We start from the raw sequence: 21,275 nt of genomic DNA on the forward strand, positions 1-21,275 counted from the left end.
TATATTAAGATTTGATTTGATGTGGGTCAATTAGTATAAGTTTTAATTATTGAAGTCTGTCAAGAAAATGGCAATTTCGTCTGCTAGCAGAAAGTTGGGATTATAGTAGGTATTTGAATTGAAAATCAGTTTATTTTCTTTTAGAAGTATATTTGCTTTTTGAATCTCTTTGTGTGTCAATATATCTATATTCACACCTATTAAAGATCTAAATCCTAAAAATATTTTTTCAAATTTTATATCTTCATCACTTAAAAACTCATCCTTAATATTAAGCGGATTTTTTATATATTCGTCTATATCTGATGTGGGATAAAACCTTTTATTACCTTTTTTCCCGACGGCTCCGCTTCCAAGACCAATATAGTCTTTATATCTCCAGTAGCCCATGTTATGTTTGCTTTTATATGAACCGAAGTTGCTAATTTCATATTGTTCAAAACCATGTTTAGATATCTCGCTAAACAACCATGTTGTTAAATCTAAGTTCTCTTTTGACATTTGCGGTTTATTCTCAAATGCAGTGCCTTCTTCTATGGTTAAAGCATACGCACTTAAATGGTTTATGGGAAGTTTAAAAGCTTTATCTATATCTTTTTGAAGCAACTCTTTTGTATCGCCTGCTGTTGCATATATCAAATCAAGGGAGATATTTTTAAATCCGAGTTTTGATGCAAGTTTTATAGCTGTTTTTGCTTGGCTGGAATTATGGGCACGGTTTAAGAGTTTTAGTTTCTCATCGTTAAAACTTTGCACCCCGAAACTAAGACGGTTTACACCAAGAGTGTTCATCCCTTCTAGCCATTCGTGAGTTGCGGAATTCGGGTTTGCTTCACTGGTTATCTCTGCATCTGATGCTAAATAAGGTTTTATCTTTTTAAAAAGCGGTTCATAAAGTTTCGGACTCAAAGTTGACGGTGTGCCACCGCCTAAAAACAGTGTTTTGAGGGAATTTTTTTTAATATCGAATCTTTTTAGTTCAAAATCGAGTTGACTTAAAAGAGCATCTACGTATTTTTGTTTTAAGTGAAACTTGTCAACATAAGAATTAAAAGCGCAGTAAGAACATTTAGAGTCGCAAAAAGGGATATGGATATATAACATACTTGAAATTATATCTTCTTTTTATGATAAAATATGTTTAAAAAAATAGGGTATTTGATGTCGTCAAAAAGCAGCACCCACAAAAGTTTAGCTATACAAGATCAAAAAAATTCTCTTTTTGACAAGTATATTCTTACCTGTATGTTAGACAAAAATGGGTTTATAATAGATATCTCAAAAGCTTTTTTAGAGTTTTTGGGTTATAAAGAAAGGGATGTAAAAAATCAAAAATATAGGTTTTTGATTAGTAAGTATGCAAACGAAAAAGTTATAGACGAGATAAAAAAGACGCTAAACAGCGGTTTTACGTTTAACGGCGAAATAAAAAGCAAAAAGAAAAACTCTGAAGTTTTTTGGGCAAATATTACAATAAGCCCGTTATATGACGAAGATAGAAAAAAAATAGCATATATGTGTATATTAAGTGATACTACGCATGAAAAGAAACTTCAAGAACTCTCAATCACGGATTCCATAACCGAGTTTTACAACAGAAATTATTTTGATATTTATATGAAAAAAGAGCTTTTAAACTCAATAAAATCAGGGTATATTTTTTCTTTAATTTTATTAGATATAAATTGTCCAAATCCTAATAATGTTAGTTACGGAGTTTTGGAAGAAGATAAGGCGATATCAACTATTGCCAACGTTTTAAGAAATAATAAATATGTTAAAACAAATCCAGTCTTTAGATTAAGAGGTGAAGAATTTGCCGTTATTGTAATAAATGAAAACGCAGGTTATATCAGAGCACTCGTTGAGAGTGTTTTTGAGTCTATAACGACATTGCAAATCAAATCCGCTTTCAGTGAAATCGGTAAAAATATGACAATCTCAGGCGGTGTAGTAAGTATAGATACGGCATTAAAAAACGTAAGTTCAATCGAAGTACTCGATATTGCCGAAACAAATCTTCTAAAAGCAAAAGAGCAGGGAGAAAATAAAGTCGTTTACGATGTTGAAGATCTTGATAAAAAGAAAGATGAAAAAGATACAATCTCAATACTTCCAAACAGAGAGATGCTTATAAACGATTTGGTTCATTTGGATAAACACTCGATGCTTATTCTTCTAAGACTAAACCATATAAACTCTTTAAAAAGTATATATGGAATAAACGGTGTAAGCAAAATTGTTTCTTCAAAGATAGAAGAGCTTCAGGATATCTTACTAGATAATACGGCAACGCTTTATAGTTTAAACCTTCAAGAGTTTGCAATCTTGGTTACGGATGAAAAACTTTTTGATAAATACTTCTCTTTAATTAAATATTCCGTTTTAGAAGATACTATGATAACTTTATCTGCATTTGAAGAGAGTGATGCCCCGATAGTAACTATGAGTGCGGGTATAGCTTACGGGATTAAAAACATACTTCACAATGCCGACGTAGTATTGCAAGAAGCACTACTTAGAAAACAAAGTTATTTAATATATGAAGATTCCCGTGACGTAATTGATAAAGAAGTTGAATCTATAAACAGAATGAAGGTATATAAAAAAGCACTAGTTGATGGTGCGATAGTACCTTACTTTCAGCCTATAGTAGATTCTAAAACGGGTGAAATTATAAAATATGAAGCATTGGCAAGGCTAATAAGCAATGACGAGGTTATATCTCCGTACTACTTTTTGGAATCATCAAGAGAAGATAAGACTTTTGAAGCATTTTCCCGCCAAATGATGCAAAAAGTTTTTAATGTATATTCAAAAAATGATATAAACGTGACTATTAACGTTACATACGAAAATCTGATATCGGATGATATGATAAAGTATATAAAAAATAGACTTGATAAATACGGTGGAGACGGAATAACTTTTGAGATATTAGAATCAGAAGAGATTAAAGATTATAAAGTTGTTGAAAAATTTATATTAATGGCAAAAGAGTACGGATGCAATATTTCAATAGATGATTTTGGCTCGGGGTATTCAAATTTTACAAATGTACTCTTGTTAAATATAGATTATATAAAACTAGACGGCTCTTTAATTGAAAAATTAAATAGCGATGAAAATGTTTTGAATGTCGTTAAGTCTATTATTGACTTTGCAAAGGGTGCAAATATGAAAACGATAGCTGAATTTGTAAGTTCAAAAGAACTCTCGGATAAGGTTGTAGAACTCGGAATAGATTATTCTCAAGGGTATCATTTCAGTGAACCTAAGAGTCCCGCAGAGTTAGGTTTGGCTTACGATAATATTTAGTATATATAAAAGTATAATTTAGTTTTAATTGCTTTTTTTGTATAATCGCATTAAAAATTAAAGCGCAGATACATGAGTAAAAAAGATTTATATCGTCCAAACGTAGCTATGATAATCGTCTCAAACTCTTATCCGGAGAAAAAAGAGATTTTTATAGCACAAAGAAATGATTTATCTGATGTTTGGCAGTTTCCTCAAGGTGGAATTGATGAAGGTGAAGATATAGAGGAAGCTCTTTTTCGTGAACTTGAAGAGGAGATTGGTACAAAAGAGGTAAAAATCGTTGCCGAGTATCCGGAATGGCTCTCATACGATTTTCCAGATAGAATAGCAAAAAAAATGAAACCTTGGGTAGGACAGAAACAGAGATATTTTTTAGTAAAACTAAAAAAGAAAGCTGAAATAAATATCCATACCAAGCATCCGGAGTTTAGCGATTATAAATTTGTCGGTATAGACGATGTTCTTCATTTGAGTGCATCGTTTAAAAAAAATGTATATGAAAAAGTTATAGAGTATTTTAAAGATGAGGACTATTTATAAATGGTGATAGTACAAAAATTTGGCGGTACAAGTGTTGGAGACTTAGATAGAATCCAAAATGTTGCTAATCGTGTAGCAAAAACAAAAGAAGAGGGACACGATGTAGTTGTAGTAGTTTCGGCTATGAGCGGAGAGACGAATAAGTTAGTTGGTTATGCCGAACATTTTTCTCAAAATCCTAGTAAACCGGAGATGGATATGCTTTTAAGTTCGGGCGAGCGCGTAACTGCATCTCTACTATCAATCGCACTTCAAGAGATGGGTTATAAAGCTTGTGCGATGACGGGAAGAAAAGCAGGGATATTAACAGATAACCTGCATACAAAAGCCCGTATCGAAGAGATAGATCCGGAAGTTATGAACTCTAGTCTAAAAGAAGGCAAAATAGTAGTCGTTGCAGGTTTTCAAGGTGTAAACGAAAACGGAGATGTTACGACACTGGGGCGCGGTGGAAGTGACCTCTCAGCCGTTGCAATCGCAGGTGCGCTTAAGGCAGATTTATGTGAGATATATACAGATGTTAGCGGTATTTTCACAACTGACCCGCGTATCGAGCCAAAGGCTAAAAAACTTGAAAAGATATCATATGATGAGATGCTAGAACTTGCATCTTTGGGTGCTAAAGTTCTTCAAAACCGTTCAGTTGAACTTGCAAAAAAACTAAATGTAAATCTTGTAACAAGAACAAGCTTCTCCGATGAAGAGGGGACTTTAATAACTAAGGAAGAAAATATTATGGAAAAACCGTTGGTAAGTGGAATAGCTTTAGATAAAAATCAAGCTCGTATATCTTTAATAGGTGTCAGTGACAGACCTGGTATTGCATCTGATATATTTACCAAGTTGGCAAAGGCTGAGGTAAACGTAGATATGATAATACAAAATCGTGCACACGGCGGAACCACAAACATAGATTTTACCGTGCCTAAAGGTGACTTAAACGATGCCAAAGAGGTTGTAGGAGACTTCTTAAAAGAGGGTGATTTAGAAAACGATGTTTACAATGAAAATATTTGTAAAGTATCAGTTGTAGGCGTGGGTATGAAATCTCATGCAGGTGTAGCTGCAAAGGCATTTCAAACTATGGCAAATGAAAATATAAATATAAACATGATATCAACGTCTGAGATAAAAATATCTATGGTTATTGATGAAAAGTATGCGGAGCTTGCCGTTCGCGGTCTTCATGATGCATATGAGTTAGATAAGTAGTTTTATGTCTATAGAAGATATTGCAGATTTTGCTCAATGGAGTTTAGATACTATCCGTAATGAAGGAGCTACATTTTCTTGGCTTGAAGAGCTTAGATTTGAATGGACCCCTGCAACATCTCTTGCTTTGGAGCAAATATTAGACGGAAAAACCATAGTATTAATCACGGATGCAAAAAGAAGATGGTTTCAAGAGTATATTTTAAGTAATATTAACTCGGCAAAACTTGAACGCCCACCCATACCTATTATAAATATAGATTCGCTTTATAGACATTACAATGATGTCAGTGGCGGCGATATGATAGATATTATAGAAGATATGGTAAATCTTTCTTTAAAAGGAAAATACTTTTTTTGGTATATCGGTAGCGGTGACGATAAACGTGCCGATATAGCAAAGAGAAAAGACAACAGTTACTTTTGGATTTTCGATGAAGATTATGCAAATAGCTTTAATCTTAAAAGTTACGACAAACACTTAGATATTAAACTACTTCAAGTTTATCGCCTTTTTGAGCTTTCATTAAACGGTGCGATGTTTGGAGAGGTAGATGTCTCCAACTAAAGGGCATATCCTTATATCTACGGATATACAAAAAGAGTTTGACAAATTTCAGGTTAAACTTCAGCCAAATAGAGTTATCGGTTTTGTTGAAGATGTTTTTAAATTAGAACACGCAAAAGCCGTAGTAGCCGAAGCTTATATAAGTGAAAGCCAAACAAAGTACCTGATTCTTGGTTCAAAAAGTTTTGGAATAGAAGCTCAAAATTCACTTTTAAAAGTTTTAGAAGAACCTCCTAGAAATATTGAGTTTATTATTATCTCTCCGACAAAATCAAATCTGTTACCTACGGTTCGTTCGCGTCTTCCGATAATTAAAGGCGATATATCCCATGAATCGGTAGAATTTGATATAAATCTCTCAAAAATAGAATACGGTGATATATTTGCTTTTTTAAAATCAAATGCCAGAATTTCAAAACCGGATGCAAAAGAGTTGGTAGAGGCTATATATCATAGAGCTACGGTAGTAGATATGCTTATACTAAATGAATCACAGCTAAATAATTTTGACAAGGCATACAGGTTATTAGAATTAAATTCTCGTCCTCAAAGTGTTTTAGCATTTATATTAATGGGGTTTATACATGCATCTTGAAAAATTAAACACAAACACAAATATAGTTAAAGTTCTAAAAGATTTAGATGTAGATGCAGGAGGTATAAATATACTTTCTGCAAAATCACAGATGCATCTGATACTTGTAAAAGATTTACACGTTGGAGCTGCAAATATTTTAAAACAAGATGCACTAAGCGTAGGTGCTGATTTGGCAGTACCGCGTGGCACGGTTTTGGCAAAAACACCGAGGGTTGATTGTTTACTTATAGCTACGAAAAGCCAGATGCAAAAGTTAAGTAAAAAAGAGTTGGCACAACCTTTTGGCTTAAAAGAGTTGGCAAAAAAACTATCTGAAATTATAAATGTCAAAAAATCTAAAGATGTTGAAATAATGGGTGTTATAAATGCCAACGATGACAGTTTTTTTAGCGGTAGTAGATTTAGTGAAGTAGATGCTGTTACTAAAATTGAGCGGATGATTGAAGATGGTGCTAAAATCATAGATATAGGTGGCGTAAGCTCAGCTCCAAACTCGCAAATAGTTGGTGTGGAGGAAGAGTTAAAACGGGTTGAGGGTATTTACAAGCTTATATATGAACACAAGCTTTATGAAAAGGTCAAGTTCAGTGCCGACACTTATGAACCTGAGGTTGCCAAGAGGGCAGTAGAGAGCGGTTTTAATATTATAAATGATATTACGGGTTTACAAAATGATGAGTTATGCAAAATTATAGCTTCTTATGATGCACAAGCTGTCCTTATGCATATGCAGGGTAACCCTCAGACTATGCAACAAAACCCAAAGTACGAAAGTGTTTTAGACGATGTTTATAAATTTTTTAAAGTGAGGATTCAAAAAGCCGAAAGTTTTGGTGTTAAAGATATTATCTTAGATGTGGGAATTGGTTTTGGTAAAACTTTGGAGCATAATATATCTCTAATCAAAAATTTAGAACATTTTTTGACTTTAGAAAAACCTCTTTTAGTCGGAGCATCCAGAAAATCTATGATAAATAAAATATACCCGTGTGAAGTAGATGAGCGTTTAGCGGGAAGTTTGGAAATTCATATGGAGGCAGTTAGAAACGGAGCATCCGTTATACGTGTACATGATGTAAAAGAGCATGCACAGGCTTTAGCCGTGCATACCGCTTTAAACTTTTAAGTTTATTGCATATCCGGTTTAGGCGTACTTGCTGTACGTGCTGGAAGTTGAGGGTAGGCAATATCAGGTTTTTTCCCTGTTAAAGAATTTAAAAATGTTGCTATTGATTCAGCCTCTTTATCACTGATATCTTGACCAAGTTGGATTCTTCCCATCTCTATAACTGCTTCTTTTACACCCCAGATAGCACCGTTGTGAAAATATGGAGCAGTCTCTACGATGTTTCTTAAAGTAGGAACTTTTACGTGACCGTTTTTGTTACCTCTAAAATCACCGATATCACGGTGTTTATATTTTGCAGTAACCTCAAATACATTCATATCCTGACCAAGTCCAACGCCGTTATGACAAGTAGCACAACCTTTGTCTATAAAAGTTTTAAGACCCGCTTTTTCAGCTGAGCTTAGAGCTTTTTCATCACCGTTTAAAAAATCGTCAAATCTTGACGGAGTTACAAGCGTACGCTCAAATGTAGCGATAGTATCCGTAATTTTCTCAAATGTGATTTTTACGTCTTTACCGTAAGCAGCTTTAAATTCTCCTACATATTGAGGCATAGAAGTTACGGTATTTACAACATGATCTTTAGTAGCTGCCATCTCAGGGTGAGCTTGTATAGGACCTTGTGCTTGTTTTTCTAAACTAGGGTCGCGACCGTCCCAAAATTGAGCAGAGAAAAATACCGAGTTATAAACAGTTGGAGAGTTTAGATGATGCGGATTTGCAGTCCATTTATGTCCTACTGCGGCGCTTACACCGTCAGTTCCTCCTGTTGCAAGGTTATGACAAGTATTACAGCTGATAAGATTACTCTTAGAAAGACGTGGATCAAAATACAGTTTTTTACCAAGTTCAACTTTCATGGCTGTAATTGGATTGTTTGGATTATCAATCAACTTATTTAACTCTTTTTTATCGTTTGGAATAGGTTTTAAACCTGCATCTATAGCTTGTGTCGCTAAACCAGAACCCATCAAAAGAGATGCACTAACCAATGTTAAAGCCAATGTTTTCATTTTTCTACCTTATATGTTTTATTTACTAGAATTATAAGAAAACTATCCTTAAAGGATAATTATTATTATTTACTACTTTATTGGTAAACAATAATTAGCATAATTTGATTTTTATAGTTTATTTAAAAAGTTTTGATTGTTTTAAAAGAGGGGGTGGCTGAGAGAGTAAAACTACTCTATCTCAGCATCGATAACGTCATCGTCATCTTTTTTCTTAGCTTGGTCAGCTTGACCTTGCGCTTGGTCACCGCCAGCTTGTTGTTTGTACATCTCTTCAGTTACTTTGTGGCTAGCTTCAGTAAGAGCTTTAACTTTCTCTTCTATTTGCTCTTTAGTAGCAGAATCATCTTTTAGTACATCTTTAAGTTCAGTGATAGCAGTCTCAATTTTAGCTTTTTCCTCAGCTTCAACTTTATCACCCATATCTGTCATAGTTTTTTCAACCTGAGCAATAAGTGCATCTGCTTGGTTTTTAAGATCAACTAGTGCTTTTCTTTCACCATCAGCAGCTTTGTTTTCTTCTGCATCTTGAACCATTTTGTTAATCTCTTCTTCACTTAGTCCTGAGCTTCCGGAGATTGTGATTGACTGAGATTTTCCAGTACCTTTATCAGTAGAAGAAACTGTTAAAATACCATTTGCATCGATATCGAAAGTTACTTCAATTTGTGGTACACCACGTGGAGCTGCCGGAATATCACCAAGTTCAAATAGACCAAGTGATTTGTTGTCTTTTGCAAACTCACGCTCACCTTGAACAACTGAGATTGAAACAGCCGGTTGGTTGTCTTCTGCAGTTGAGAATACTTGAGATTTTTTAACAGGGATAGTAGTACCTTTTTCAATGATTTTAGTAGCTACACCGCCTAAAGTCTCAATACCTAGTGATAATGGAGTAACGTCTAGTAAAAGAACGTCTTTAACGTCACCTCTTAAAACACCACCTTGAATTGCAGCACCTGCAGCAACAACTTCATCAGGGTTTACACCTTTGTTAAGTGCTTTTCCACCGAAGTATTTAGAAACTGCTTCTTGAGCAGCAGGTACACGAGTTGAACCACCAACCATGATGATCTCTTTGATTTCATCATTGCTTAGGTCTGCTTCTTTCATCGCTATTTTGATATGCTCAATTGTTTCATCGATTAATGAAGAGATCATACCTTCAAATTTAGCACGAGTCAGTTTTACAACTAAGTGTTGTGGACCTGCATCAGTCATAGTGATAAATGGTAAGTTAATCTCTGTTTCAGTAGAAGAACTTAACTCTTTTTTAGCATTTTCAGCTGCATCTTTAAGACGTTGAAGAGCCATTTTATCGTTTTTAAGCTCAATACCGTGAGAGTTTTTAAACTCAGCATTTAAGAAGTCAACGATTTTATTGTCGAAGTCGTCACCACCTAAGAATGCATTACCGTCAGTTGAAAGAACTTCAAAAGTACCGTCAGATATCTCTAAAGTAGTAACGTCAAACGTACCACCACCAAGGTCATATACAAGTACGTTTTCTTCACTTTTACTATCTAAACCGTATGCTAGTGCAGATGCAGTAGGCTCATTGATAATACGAAGTACGTTAAGACCTGCAATAGTACCTGCATCTTTAGTAGCTTTACGTTGTGCATCATTAAAATATGCAGGAACAGTAATAACCGCATCAGTTACTGCAGAACCGACATAACTCTCAGCATCTTCTTTTAATTTTGCTAAGATTTTCGCTGAAATCTCTTGCGGAGTATATACAGTACCAGCTACATCAACAGCTGCCATACCGTCTTTGTCAACGATATTGTATGTTACTTTGTCATGTGCCTCTTTTGCATTTTCCTCATTCATCATAAGACCCATAATTCTTTTAATAGAAGTGATAGTCTTCTCAGGGTTTGTGATAGCTTGACGTTTTGCAGGATCACCAACTAGAGTTTCACCTTTATCAGTAAATGCAACAACTGACGGAGTTGTGTTTTTACCTTCTGCGTTTGGGATGATTTTTGCTTCACCACCTTCATAAACTGCAACACAAGAGTTTGTTGTTCCTAAATCTATACCTATTACTTTACTCATTTTTTATTCCTTTATTTATTATTTATTTTGTCGTAAAAGGAACAAGTCCCTTTTACTTTCGCTTGCCGCTATGGCACTAAAGCTTGACACTTTCGTGTCAGACTTTTAATTAAAATTGTTTTGTTAATACGCTGAAATTTTATCAACATATTAAATTAAGTTCTGCCACTTAAGTGGCACAAGGTTAATTCGCTACTATAACCATCGCTTCGCGAAGCGGGCGATTTTTATATTTGTAACCTGTTTGGAAAGTTTGAACTATTTGTCCACTTTCAACTTCATCGCTATCCATGCTCTGAACTGCATTATGGATGTTTGGATCAAACGGCTCATCGTGAGATACCATTGTCACGCCATGTTTTTCAAGTTGAGTCAAAAATTGTTTATGTGTTAACTCAATACCTTCTTTTAGCTTATCAAAAAGTTCAGCTTTATCCGCATCGCTCTCAACTGATTTCATAGCACCGTCAAGTGCATCCATAACCGGTATCATATCTTTAGCAAACTTTTCGTTGGCATATTCCACCGCTGTATATTTTTCACGTTCTAGTCTTTTTTTAATATTTTCAAAATCTGCATGGACACGTGCATAAGTGTCTTTTAACTCTTGCAGTTCTTTTTGAACCAATTCAAAATCGTTACCTATGATATCTTCATCTGTCTCAGATTCCTGAGATATATCCGTAACTTCTTCTTCTATTTCTTGAGGTTCTTTTTGAATCTCTTCGTTTATTTCTTCTTTAGACATAATTGTTAAATTTACTCCTATTTAAAAAGATAACATCATTATGACATATGAGTGTAACAATGTCAAGTATGAATTAAATATAATTATGAAGATTAATTGAGTCATATAGACTAAAGTGTCAATGAAAATAAGATTAAATTATTTTTAAAGACACTTTGGATAACATATTTTGTTGAATAATATAAAGGTAGTTAGTGTGTTTAATAAAAATTTATTTGTTTTAATAACAGGAATCTTTTTACTAATTGCTATCAATATATTTTATATCAACTCTTCAATTTCACAAAATCAAAATATACGAGATAATGTAATCTTAGAAGAGGTACAAAGCGTAAGCGCTTTTTTTAAAAGTTTTAGAAAAACATATCAAGATATTTTTGTTGAACAACATATTAAACTAACAGAAGAAAATATACAATTTTTACCCGTAAGGACTTCAAACAAACTAAGTCAAAACCTCTCTGATTTTTTGAATGCAAAAATTATTTTAAGAACGGTATCAGACAAACCGAGAAATAAAATAAATCAGGCAAACGAAAAAGAAATCTCTGTTATGAAAGAGTTCTTGGATAAACCTGAAAAAGAGTATATTTTAAATCATAATAACTATATATATAAATATTATGAACCGCTTTATATAACAAAGAACTGTTTAAAGTGCCATGGAAGTAAAGAGGAAGCACCTAAAATAATTAAAGAAAATTATAAAGAAGCTTATAATTATGAACTTGGTGATTTGCGTGGTATTATAAGTTTTGAGATAGACAAGCACTCATTGATGAGTGTATTAGAAAAAGAAAATCAAGTATCTATATTTTATATAACTGCCAATATAATAATATTGACTACTATTATTGCTTTTTTATACTACAAGATGTATAGAAATAATCAGAAAAATGAAAAGGTTTTAACTCTTAAAAATAATTATTTAGAGAGAAAATACATAGAATTTTCACAGTTTTTAGAAGCCGTAGGACAAAGTGAAATTTTGTCAAAAACAGATTCAAAGGGCATCATAACTTACGTAAATGACAAGTTTTCGGAAATAAGCGGATATTCAAAAGAGGAATTGATAGGACAGTCCCATAATGTTTTAAGACATCCGGATGTAGATGATAAAGTATATAAACTTATGTGGAGCACCATCACGCATAAAAAAGTTTATAGAGGAATTTTAAAAAATAAAAGAAAAGACGGAACTTCTTATCATGTAGATTGTACCATAGTTCCTATTTTGAATGAAAACTCAGAAATAAAAGAATATATAGCTATGAGGCATTATGTTGAAGATATGATGAATCATACTAGTATGTTGTTGGATATTTTAAAATCTTCTAAAAATTTAGTGTTAATGCTAGTTAAATTAGATAGGTATGAAGAATTAGAAGAATTTTATACAAAAAACATTACAGATATAATCGAAAATAAATTTATGAGTAAATCGTTGGCATTTTTGCCTCCAAATTCAGGTTTTAGAAGAACTTTTATGTTAGGAAACGGTGAGTTTGCTTTTATACAAGAAGTTAAAAGTGAAGATAAGGATTTTCTTGAAAAATTACAATCGACAATAGCCGAATTTCAAGAAAATGTTAAAAAAACAAAGTTTATCGTAGAAGGTTATAAATACGATCCTGAAGTTATAGTTAGTTATGTAATCGGTTCTGAAAACTTATATGAAGATGCAAAACTAGGCTTAAAATATCTTGTAAAAAATAGATTGTCATTAGTAGAAGCAAAAGATTTTTTAAATCAGAGTAGAAAAGCTTCACAAAAAAATATAGATGTAATAAATATGATTAAAGAAGCATTGGAAAATAAAAAAGTAGTTTCTTATTTGCAACCTATTATAAATAACAGGACAAATAAAATAGATAAATATGAATCTCTTGTTAGAATAATCGACAATAAAAATAACGTAATAGTACCTTTTACCTTTTTAGAAGTATCTAAAAAAGGTGGTTATTATGATTTGATTACTCGTGTAGTAATAGATAATGTTTTTAATTTTTTAAATACAATGGATGAAAAAATATCAATAAATTTTTCTTATTTGGATATAGCCAATAATGAAACTTTGGAATATTTTTATGAGAAACTTGAGAACTGTAAAAAATGTAAAAATCTAATAGTCGAATTATTGGAAGACGAAAGAGTTAAGGATTTTAAAGGACTTGAAGACTTTATATTTAAAGTTAAAAGCAGCGGTGTTCAAATAGCTATAGATGATTTTGGAGAAGGGTACTCTAATTTTTCCAGATTATTGAGATTTCATCCTGATATTATAAAAATAGACGGAAGTCTGATAAAAAATATAAATCAAAATGCTCACAATAGAAATGTAGTTGAAACTATAGTAGCCTTTGCAAGAAAAGAAAAAATTAAAACCGTGGCCGAATTCGTGCACTCAAAAGAAGTTTTGGATGTAGTAAATGAGATAGGCATAGATTTTTCACAAGGTTTTTACCTAGGTGAACCAAGGGCTGTATAAATATTTATTTTAGAGAGGAATCGGCAAGAGTTAGGCAAAATACGGTATTTATATCTTTTTGTTTTAAAGCATTTATAGCCTGAGTTAAAGTCGAACCTGTCGTGATAATGTCATCAACTAAAATTGCCTCTTGCATAGTGATGTTCTTAAGCTCAAAATTTCTGGGATTAGCCAAACGGTACTCTTTACTTTTGCCAGAATAGCTTACATCGTTTTTAGCTTGTAGTTTATTAAAAAGAGGTTTTATATTTGTACTTTTTAATTGATTGTTAAGTATAGCGGTATGTGAATATCCGCTTTTGCTATTGTCATCAATGGCTATTGAATAAAGAGGATATGAAAACTCAAATTCTTCGGCAAATTTTCTAAAAGAGTTCTTTGCCAATATATTATATATATAGTATCCCGCATCCGTATGTTTTGTATGTAAAAGATTTTTTATATCGTTATATTTGTAAAAAGATATAACTTGTGTATTTTGAATTTTTCGTTTGTATATTTGTGGTTTTAAAAAGTTTTTTTGGCAGCTTTTACATATATGTGCGAAAGATAAGCTCTCACACAATATACATCTCATATAGAGTCTTTTACGCTTTTGCTAAATAAAGCTTCTTTGGTTATAAGTTTTTCTGAAGGTTGTGCAATATAGTAACCTTGCATATAATCAACCCCCAACTCTTTAAGTTTTTCATATACCTCTTTAGAGTGTACAAACTCTGCGATTGTTTGCATATTTGCTTCTTTCGCAAAATGTACAATACTCTTTACAACTCTAAAATCTTTACGGTTTTTGTCTATATTTTTTACTAAAGAACCGTCTATTTTTAAAAAATTTGCTTCTATATCCAAGATGGTTTTAAAGTTTGAGTAACCGCTTCCAAAATCATCTATAGATACTTTGGCGTTAAAACTGTGTAATAGATTTATTTTTTCTTTAAAAAGAACTATATTTTCTATATCGTCACTCTCAAGTATCTCAAAAGTAACCCTAGAAGCAAGATTTGGGTTAGCCGTAAATGTTTCTGTTATAGTGTTTTCAATATCTTCGTTTATAAGGTCTGAAAAATTTATATTTATACTGACGGACTCTTTTGAATCTTTAAACTTATCAAATACGACAGAGAGAATTCTTTGCGTTAATTTATAGTGTATGTTTGTATGTTTAAGTCCAGGAAGAAAGTATATCGGAGGTATGATTTCATCATTTTTATCTATTATTCTAACCAAAGCTTCATATTTTATTATATTTTTAGAGTTGTGATCATAAATAGGTTGGTAAAAACATATAACCCTATTATCATAGAGGGCTTGTTTTACAAACTCTATATCTATCGATTTTGATAGTATCGTACTATCTGATGTTTCATTATAGTTAATTATTCGGTTTCTACCCTCTTTTTTTGCAATATAGAGCATTTTATCTGCTATTTTAATAGCTTCATTTAAATTTTTTTCTTTAGCAGGGTTATCATAAACCCCTATAGATATCTGCATATCTATTTTATTGTTTTCATAGGAAAAAATATGAGAGTGTATATTTTCTCTTATACGTTCACATATGTCTGATGAGATATTATTTGAGTATCTATTATGTATAAGAAGTAAAAACTCTTCACCGCCGTAACGAATCAAAATATCGATATCTCTGATAGAACTTTTAATTATCATCGTAGTCTGAGAAAGGATGAAGTCTCCTGCTTTATGCCCGTAAGTATCATTTATTAGTTTAAATCTATCCAGGTCTAACATAGCTATAGAATAGTGATTTAGATTTAAGTTTGGAGATATTTCCTGCAAATAATTTCTGTTGAATGTTTGTGTTAAAGGGTCTGTAAATATTTTTTTCCTGGTAATAAAATAATGAAAAATTTGCATAGCCGTCATAAGCAAGAGTAAAAATGTAAAAATAATTAAGATAACAAAAAAGGTCTCAATAGGTTTAACAAGTTGTAAAATTGTTTGTTGAATTTTTGTAGTTATATCTACACTTAATATTCCTATTACCTTGCCTGAACTTTTTATCGGATAAAGGTAAGTTAAATAAAGGTTCTGCATATTGGATTGTCGAATAACTTGTGGTTTTGATTGTTTATAAAGTAAATTATATTTTTCGTTAAATACGTCAAATTTTTGATAAAAATCCGCCTTGTCTTCTTTTGAAGCATCTAGTAAAAATCTAAATCTATTTCGTTCGTCTTTGTATAATAGATATATGTATTTTAAATTAGGTGTTAAAAAAAGAGATATTTTCTGTTCATAATCTTCTCTTGTTTTTTTATCGGATAGCAGATTAACGAGATCGGCTTCTGTTTTAATAGCGTTGTTGTTAATTATATCTTTTTCTATGTTTTGAAGCACATAGCCGACATTTTTTATTTTATTGTCTTCTATGCGATAAAATATATCGTTTTGGGCTTGCTTTATATAAACGTATATATAGATAAAAAAGATACTTAGAAAAATAAGTAATAAAAATAAAAAAAACTCTTTTTTCTTTACCATACTTTTTCCTCTAAGTATGATTTTAAGCCACTGGATATCTTAATGGATTGTTTTTGTATCCTAGGTTTTAGTATTACAATGTTGGGTCTTCCTTTTTTCCAAAAAAACGCTCCAAAACTTTGTGGTATTTGTGATAAAAGTTTATAATCTAAAACAAATATAGCTTTTGATGAACACTCTTTAGGCAGTTTATTTTGGTTTTGTAAAATTATTATATTTGCATAAATGCAATTTGGCGTAGTTTTTAGTGAACTGTTTTGAGATAATGTATTTAGAATATTTTTATTATCGCTCCATACTCTTGTCTGTTCATTTAAAGATAACTTGCCTATAATTCTCTCAAGTATTTTTATACGAATATTATCTGCTTTATCCGAAGCTAATCCGAGAGTTAATAAAAAGATGCAAGTAAATATGATTTTCATCTAAAAAGTATGCTCCAAAGTTAATAAAGCCCTTCTTTCCATAACAGGAACATTTACTCCGTTTATGGGTACTTCATGTGCTTTGTCTAAAAGGTTTTCGCCTTTTAGCTTTATCTCAAAATGTCTGTTAGGGGTATAGATTATTCCACACGAGTAATCATATCCCGCAGGCATATTTATTCCTTCAACAGAAATATATTTAGGTCTATAAACCAACTCATTATATATGTCGTATTTTCCAAGTTTGTTAAAAAGTTGAATAAGTCCGCCTTTTTCCGGACTAAAATATTTTTTACCTGTTATTTTATGCCATTCGAGAATGATTTTATTGTTAATATCAAATATATGTTCAACTCTTATATAGTTTCTTTCAAAGCTGCTTTTTTCATTTATGTTGATAAATTTTTTTAACACGTTATTAAAAACTATCGGGTTGTCCGCTTTTGCATAACCGCTACTTAGTGTTAAGGTCGTATCATTATATTTATAAATTATTTCCGCCGTGAGAGTTTTGTTTTTTATGCTTTTAAGTTCCGGATTTGGATTGATGTTAGGGGAGAAAGTCTTTTGTCTAAATGTAGGGTACGAATAAGACTTTATGGCAAAGAGCTTAAATGTTAAATCTTTTAAAGGAAGGGTTACGTAACCTAGCCTTAAAATATCCTCTGTCGAAGATTTTGCATTTTTATACTCATACCTGTCAACTTTTGCACTAATTGTTAAAAGGTTGTTCTCGTTTAGATTATACAAATACTCCATATATGCCATATATATGTTTTGTTGTTTTGGCTCCCAAGAAGTTCCGAAACTTACAAAGTCTCTTTCATATTTGTTTACATGAAAGTTGTTTTGTTTAAATTGTGTACCTATAAATAATTCACTATTTTCAAAGTTAAAATTTTTTTCTAATATTGCGCTATAAACATTACTCTCTATATTTGTTTCTAAATGTCTTGGCATACTGCCATCTGGCATCCAAATACCGTTTGCATCTTCATTTAATACATCTAACTCTTCATTGGAAAAGCTAAGGGTAAAATTTATACCGTTTTTAAAATGTTTGCTTGTTTGAATATAAAAATTTTGTGCATCTACATTGTTGTTTGTAGGGGTGTTTCCAAGTCCGCTAAATAAATCATATTTTTCTTTAGATGCACCAAACTCAATATCGTAAGATTTATCTTTTGAAAATTTAAAATAAACCTGACCTCTAACGTCGTCTCTTGATAAATCAAATCCGTTAGTTTTATAAGTTTCGTAATTATTTTTAGATATATCTATATTTGTTAAGTAAGAATATTCATCATTATTTGTTGCATCTATAACCCTGAAATGAACACTTTCTCTCGTATCAACCGATATTTGTGCAGATGTTGCATTTTCACGGGATGGGTCTTTTGTATATAGTTTGATTATCATACTTCCGGGTTCATTACCGAATGTAACGGAGTTTCCGGCTTGATAAACTTCAATATGGTCGATAAAATATAGGCTCATCTTTCCGTATTGTGTCAGGGCATTGCCAAGGGTAGCAGAATTTAGTTCATGAGAGTTTAAAAATATTTTGATTGGATTCAATCCAACCTGAGAAGCGCCGCTTTTTACAAGAGTCGTCATCCCTGTTTTCGTAGCTTGCAGGTTAAACATTCTGATAGTTTTTAAAACATCGTTAAGTGTATATGCCTGCATCCTGTCCAAGTCTTTTCGTGAAAAAAGAATCAGATGCCCGGCACTCTCTTTTTTTGTTTTATGATAAAGGGAGCTTGAATTTTCATACTGACCAAGCAATTCATCAAGCATTGCATCTTCAGCCAATAAAGAAGTCGATAAAAAAACCAATAAAAAAAATACCCTTTTTTTCATACAACCTTCCTTATGTTATGTTTGTATCTTATCTAATCCATTTTTAAAACAGACATAAACGCCTCTTGTGGGAGTTGGACTTTTCCGATAGATTTCATACGTTTCTTACCGGCTTTTTGTTTCTCAAGTAGTTTACGTTTACGGGTAATATCACCGCCGTAACATTTAGCGGTCACGTTTTTACCCATAGATTTTACGGTCTCACGTGCAATTACTTGATTTCCTAATGATGCTTGAACGGCTACTTCAAAAAGTTGACGCGGGATTAACTCTTTCATATTTTTTACAAGTGTACGACCGCGAGAAAGTGCAGAACTTCTTGGTACTATTACACTTAGTGCATCTACGACTTCTCCCGCTACTTTTACATCGAGTTTTACCAAATCACCCTCTTTAAAGTCTGTCGGTTCATAATCAAAAGATGCATAACCTTTAGATATGGACTTTAGGGTATCGTAAAAATCAATTACTATCTCATTCATCGGTAAAGAGTATTCAAGCATCACGCGTTCTTCGTTTAAGTATGTCATCTTATCTTGGATACCGCGTTTATTGATTAGAAGTGTCATAATATTTCCAAGGTATTCGCTAGGTGTTATAACGGTTGCTTTTACATACGGTTCTTCGATGCGCTCTATTTTTTGAACTTCAGGTAATTCAGACGGATTTTGTACTTGAACCATATCTCCGTTAGTTAGATACACGTCATATACAACCGATGGAGCAGTCGCTATTAAATCAAGGTTAAACTCACGCTCAAGACGCTCTTTAATAACTTCCATATGAAGCATACCCAAGAATCCTACACGGAATCCAAAACCAAGAGCGATAGAAGTCTCCGGTTCGTAAGATAAAGAGGAATCGTTAAGTTTGAGCTTGTCGAGTGCATCACGAAGCTCTTCAAATCTGTCCGTATCTATCGGGTATAATCCCGCAAATACAAAAGGTTTTGCAGGTTCATAGTCTCCAACAGGTTCCGCGCATGGATTTTTTGCATCTGTAAGAGTATCACCAACGTTTACGGCACCTACGTCTTTAAGTCCAAGTACAACAATACCAATCTCACCGCTTTTTATAGAATCTGTTTTTATTTTATGAATCGGATGCGGATACATCAAGTCAAGAACCTGATGCTGTTCGTTGTTACTCATAAGTTTAACCAGCTGACCTTTTGAAATCTCACCGTCAAACACACGAACAAGTGCAAGTGCTCCAAGGTATGAATCAAACCAGCTATCATATATAATAGCTTTTGTCGTAGCATCAGGGTCTCCAACAGGAGCAGGAATTCTCTCCACTATAGCATCTAAGAGTTCACGGATACCTATACCGCTTTTTGCAGAGGTTAAAACTGCATCCGTGGCATCTATACCAATAGCTTCTTCTATCTCTTCAGCTACACGCTCAGGTTCGGCAGCAGGTAGGTCAATCTTGTTTATTACGGGAATAAGTTCCAAATTGTTATCAAGTGCCAAGTAAACATTCGCAATAGTTTGTGCTTCAACACCCTGAGCTGCATCTACAATTAAGAGTGCACCGTCACTAGATGCTAATGATTTACTTACTTCATATGAAAAGTCAACGTGGCCCGGAGTGTCTATAAGGTTTAAGATATAAGGCTCGCCGTCTTTTACATAGTTTAAACGAACCGATTGAGCTTTAATAGTAATACCGCGTTCTTGCTCAATATCCATAGTATCCATCATCTGGCTTCCGAGTTCACGTTCCGTTACGCTTCCGCACTCTTGGATTATTCTATCGGCAAGTGTTGATTTACCGTGATCGATATGTGCGATGATCGAAAAGTTTCTAATATTTTTCAAATTGTTCCTCTTATGCAAAAAGACTGTTTACACTTTCATTATGATATACACGACGAATTACTTCAGCAAACAGCGGAGCTACCGATAGTACGTTTATTTTTTTATGAGGTTTTGTTACAAGAGTGTTTGTAATGATTAACTCATCTAACTCACCGTTTTCTAAATTATCATATGCTTTACCGCTAAGTACACCGTGAGTCGCACATGCCATAACAGATGTAGCACCTTTGTTTTTTAGTGCAGATGCGGCTTTTACCATTGTTCCTGCAGTATCAACCATATCGTCTATCATGATTACGTCTTTACCAGTTACATCACCGATTATGTTCATAACTTCACTCTCGTTTGCTTTTTCACGACGTTTATCGACTATAACCATATCCAAACCCATACGTTTTGCAAAGTAGCGTGCACGGGCAACACCACCGATATCAGGTGAAGCTATGATAGGGTTTTTTAGGTTTTTACTTTTTATATAATGTTCAAACGTAATTGAGCCGTATAAATTATCAACAGGAATATTAAAAAAACCTTGAATTTGACCTGCGTGTAAGTCTATAGTTACGACTCTGTCAATACCTGCAGTTTCATACATATCTGCAACAAGTTTTGCAGTAATTGGTACACGCGGAGCAGCTTTACGGTCTTGTCTTGCATATCCATAGTAAGGTACGACTGCAGTGATGCTAGAAGCAGATGAGCGGCGAAGAGCATCTGTCATAATAAGCAGTTCCATTAAGTTATCGTTTGAGGGTGCGCCTGTTGATTGCACTATAAATACATCACGTCCGCGTACAGATTCGGCAATTTGAACGGAAATCTCTCCGTCGCTAAACTTTTTAACATCAGCATTTGCCAAAGGCACATCTAAAATTTGGCAAATCTCATTTGCAAAATCAACACTTGCACTACCGGCAAAAATTTTATAACCACGCATTGGTTTTTCCTTTTTATGGATAAATTAATTTCGCAATTATATAA

The 21,275-nt window shown here is 33.0% G+C and carries 17 protein-coding genes; 7 read left to right on the forward strand and 10 right to left on the reverse strand.

Going from position 1 to position 21,275, the window contains the following annotated elements; genetic code table 11:
• Positions 1-42: 42 nt before the first annotated feature.
• Entirely contained in the window at positions 43-1,104 is a 1,062-nt protein-coding gene (gene hemW, locus FJR48_RS02020; protein WP_152306510.1) for a radical SAM family heme chaperone HemW, read from the reverse strand.
• A gap of 57 nt (positions 1,105-1,161) precedes the next feature.
• Here hemW and FJR48_RS02025 point away from each other — a divergent pair, with 57 nt between their 5' ends.
• From FJR48_RS02025 to folP, 6 genes are all read left to right on the forward strand, one after another.
• The gene (locus tag FJR48_RS02025) at positions 1,162-3,318 is read left to right on the forward strand and encodes a bifunctional diguanylate cyclase/phosphodiesterase (RefSeq protein WP_188108604.1); all 2,157 of its coding nucleotides are present in this window, start codon (positions 1,162-1,164) and stop codon (positions 3,316-3,318) included.
• Positions 3,319-3,390: 72 nt separating this feature from the next.
• Complete coding sequence (locus FJR48_RS02030; RefSeq protein ID WP_152306512.1) at positions 3,391-3,861, forward strand: RNA pyrophosphohydrolase; 471 nt, start codon at positions 3,391-3,393, stop codon at positions 3,859-3,861.
• Positions 3,862-5,073, forward strand: a complete 1,212-nt coding sequence (locus tag FJR48_RS02035) for an aspartate kinase (RefSeq protein ID WP_152306513.1) — start codon at positions 3,862-3,864, stop codon at positions 5,071-5,073.
• Between the two features lie 4 nt (positions 5,074-5,077).
• Entirely contained in the window at positions 5,078-5,641 is a 564-nt protein-coding gene (locus FJR48_RS02040) for a HobA family DNA replication regulator (RefSeq protein ID WP_241856086.1), read from the forward strand.
• The gene (locus tag FJR48_RS02045) at positions 5,628-6,236 is read left to right on the forward strand and encodes a DNA polymerase III subunit delta' (RefSeq protein ID WP_152306514.1); all 609 of its coding nucleotides are present in this window, start codon (positions 5,628-5,630) and stop codon (positions 6,234-6,236) included. The genes FJR48_RS02040 and FJR48_RS02045 overlap by 14 nt, the downstream gene beginning before the upstream one ends.
• A complete protein-coding gene (folP, locus tag FJR48_RS02050) occupies positions 6,226-7,365 on the forward strand; it encodes a dihydropteroate synthase (protein ID WP_152306515.1) in 1,140 nt (379 codons plus the stop codon). The genes FJR48_RS02045 and folP overlap by 11 nt, the downstream gene beginning before the upstream one ends.
• A gap of 2 nt (positions 7,366-7,367) precedes the next feature.
• Here the strand turns inward: folP and FJR48_RS02055 are convergent, their stop codons facing one another.
• The 3 genes from FJR48_RS02055 to grpE form a co-directional block, all read right to left on the reverse strand.
• On the reverse strand, positions 7,368-8,381 hold the full coding sequence (locus FJR48_RS02055; RefSeq protein ID WP_152306516.1) for a cytochrome-c peroxidase: 1,014 nt from the start codon (positions 8,379-8,381) through the stop codon (positions 7,368-7,370).
• 171 nt (positions 8,382-8,552) lie between these two features.
• Entirely contained in the window at positions 8,553-10,445 is a 1,893-nt protein-coding gene (gene dnaK / locus FJR48_RS02060) for a molecular chaperone DnaK (RefSeq protein WP_152306517.1), read from the reverse strand.
• A gap of 184 nt (positions 10,446-10,629) precedes the next feature.
• Entirely contained in the window at positions 10,630-11,193 is a 564-nt protein-coding gene (gene grpE / locus FJR48_RS02065; RefSeq protein ID WP_152306518.1) for a nucleotide exchange factor GrpE, read from the reverse strand.
• A 196-nt stretch (positions 11,194-11,389) separates the two neighbouring features.
• On the opposite strand from grpE, the gene FJR48_RS02070 reads away from it, so the two are divergent.
• On the forward strand, positions 11,390-13,681 hold the full coding sequence (locus tag FJR48_RS02070; protein ID WP_152306519.1) for an EAL domain-containing protein: 2,292 nt from the start codon (positions 11,390-11,392) through the stop codon (positions 13,679-13,681).
• A 4-nt stretch (positions 13,682-13,685) separates the two neighbouring features.
• On the opposite strand, the gene FJR48_RS02075 is transcribed toward FJR48_RS02070, so the two are convergent.
• From FJR48_RS02075 to FJR48_RS02100, 6 genes are read right to left on the reverse strand one after another with little or no spacing between them, the layout of a single operon-like run.
• Positions 13,686-14,258 (reverse strand): ComF family protein, encoded by a 573-nt coding sequence (locus FJR48_RS02075; protein WP_152306520.1) that lies wholly within the window; start codon positions 14,256-14,258, stop codon positions 13,686-13,688.
• Positions 14,255-16,183, reverse strand: coding sequence for an EAL domain-containing protein (locus tag FJR48_RS02080; RefSeq protein WP_152306521.1), 1,929 nt, complete (start codon positions 16,181-16,183; stop codon positions 14,255-14,257). The genes FJR48_RS02075 and FJR48_RS02080 overlap by 4 nt, the downstream gene beginning before the upstream one ends.
• Positions 16,177-16,608: a hypothetical protein gene (locus FJR48_RS02085; RefSeq protein WP_152306522.1), complete on the reverse strand. Its 432-nt coding sequence runs from the start codon at positions 16,606-16,608 to the stop codon at positions 16,177-16,179. Before FJR48_RS02085 ends, FJR48_RS02080 begins: the two co-directional genes overlap by 7 nt.
• On the reverse strand, positions 16,609-18,471 hold the full coding sequence (locus FJR48_RS02090) for a TonB-dependent receptor plug domain-containing protein (RefSeq protein ID WP_152306523.1): 1,863 nt from the start codon (positions 18,469-18,471) through the stop codon (positions 16,609-16,611).
• Between the two features lie 32 nt (positions 18,472-18,503).
• Positions 18,504-20,294, reverse strand: coding sequence for a translation elongation factor 4 (gene lepA / locus FJR48_RS02095; protein WP_152306524.1), 1,791 nt, complete (start codon positions 20,292-20,294; stop codon positions 18,504-18,506).
• A gap of 10 nt (positions 20,295-20,304) precedes the next feature.
• Entirely contained in the window at positions 20,305-21,231 is a 927-nt protein-coding gene (locus tag FJR48_RS02100; protein WP_152306525.1) for a ribose-phosphate pyrophosphokinase, read from the reverse strand.
• Between the last annotated feature and the right edge of the window lie 44 nt (positions 21,232-21,275).

It is taken from the genome of Sulfurimonas lithotrophica (assembly GCF_009258225.1).
GTDB lineage: Bacteria > Campylobacterota > Campylobacteria > Campylobacterales > Sulfurimonadaceae > Sulfurimonas > Sulfurimonas lithotrophica.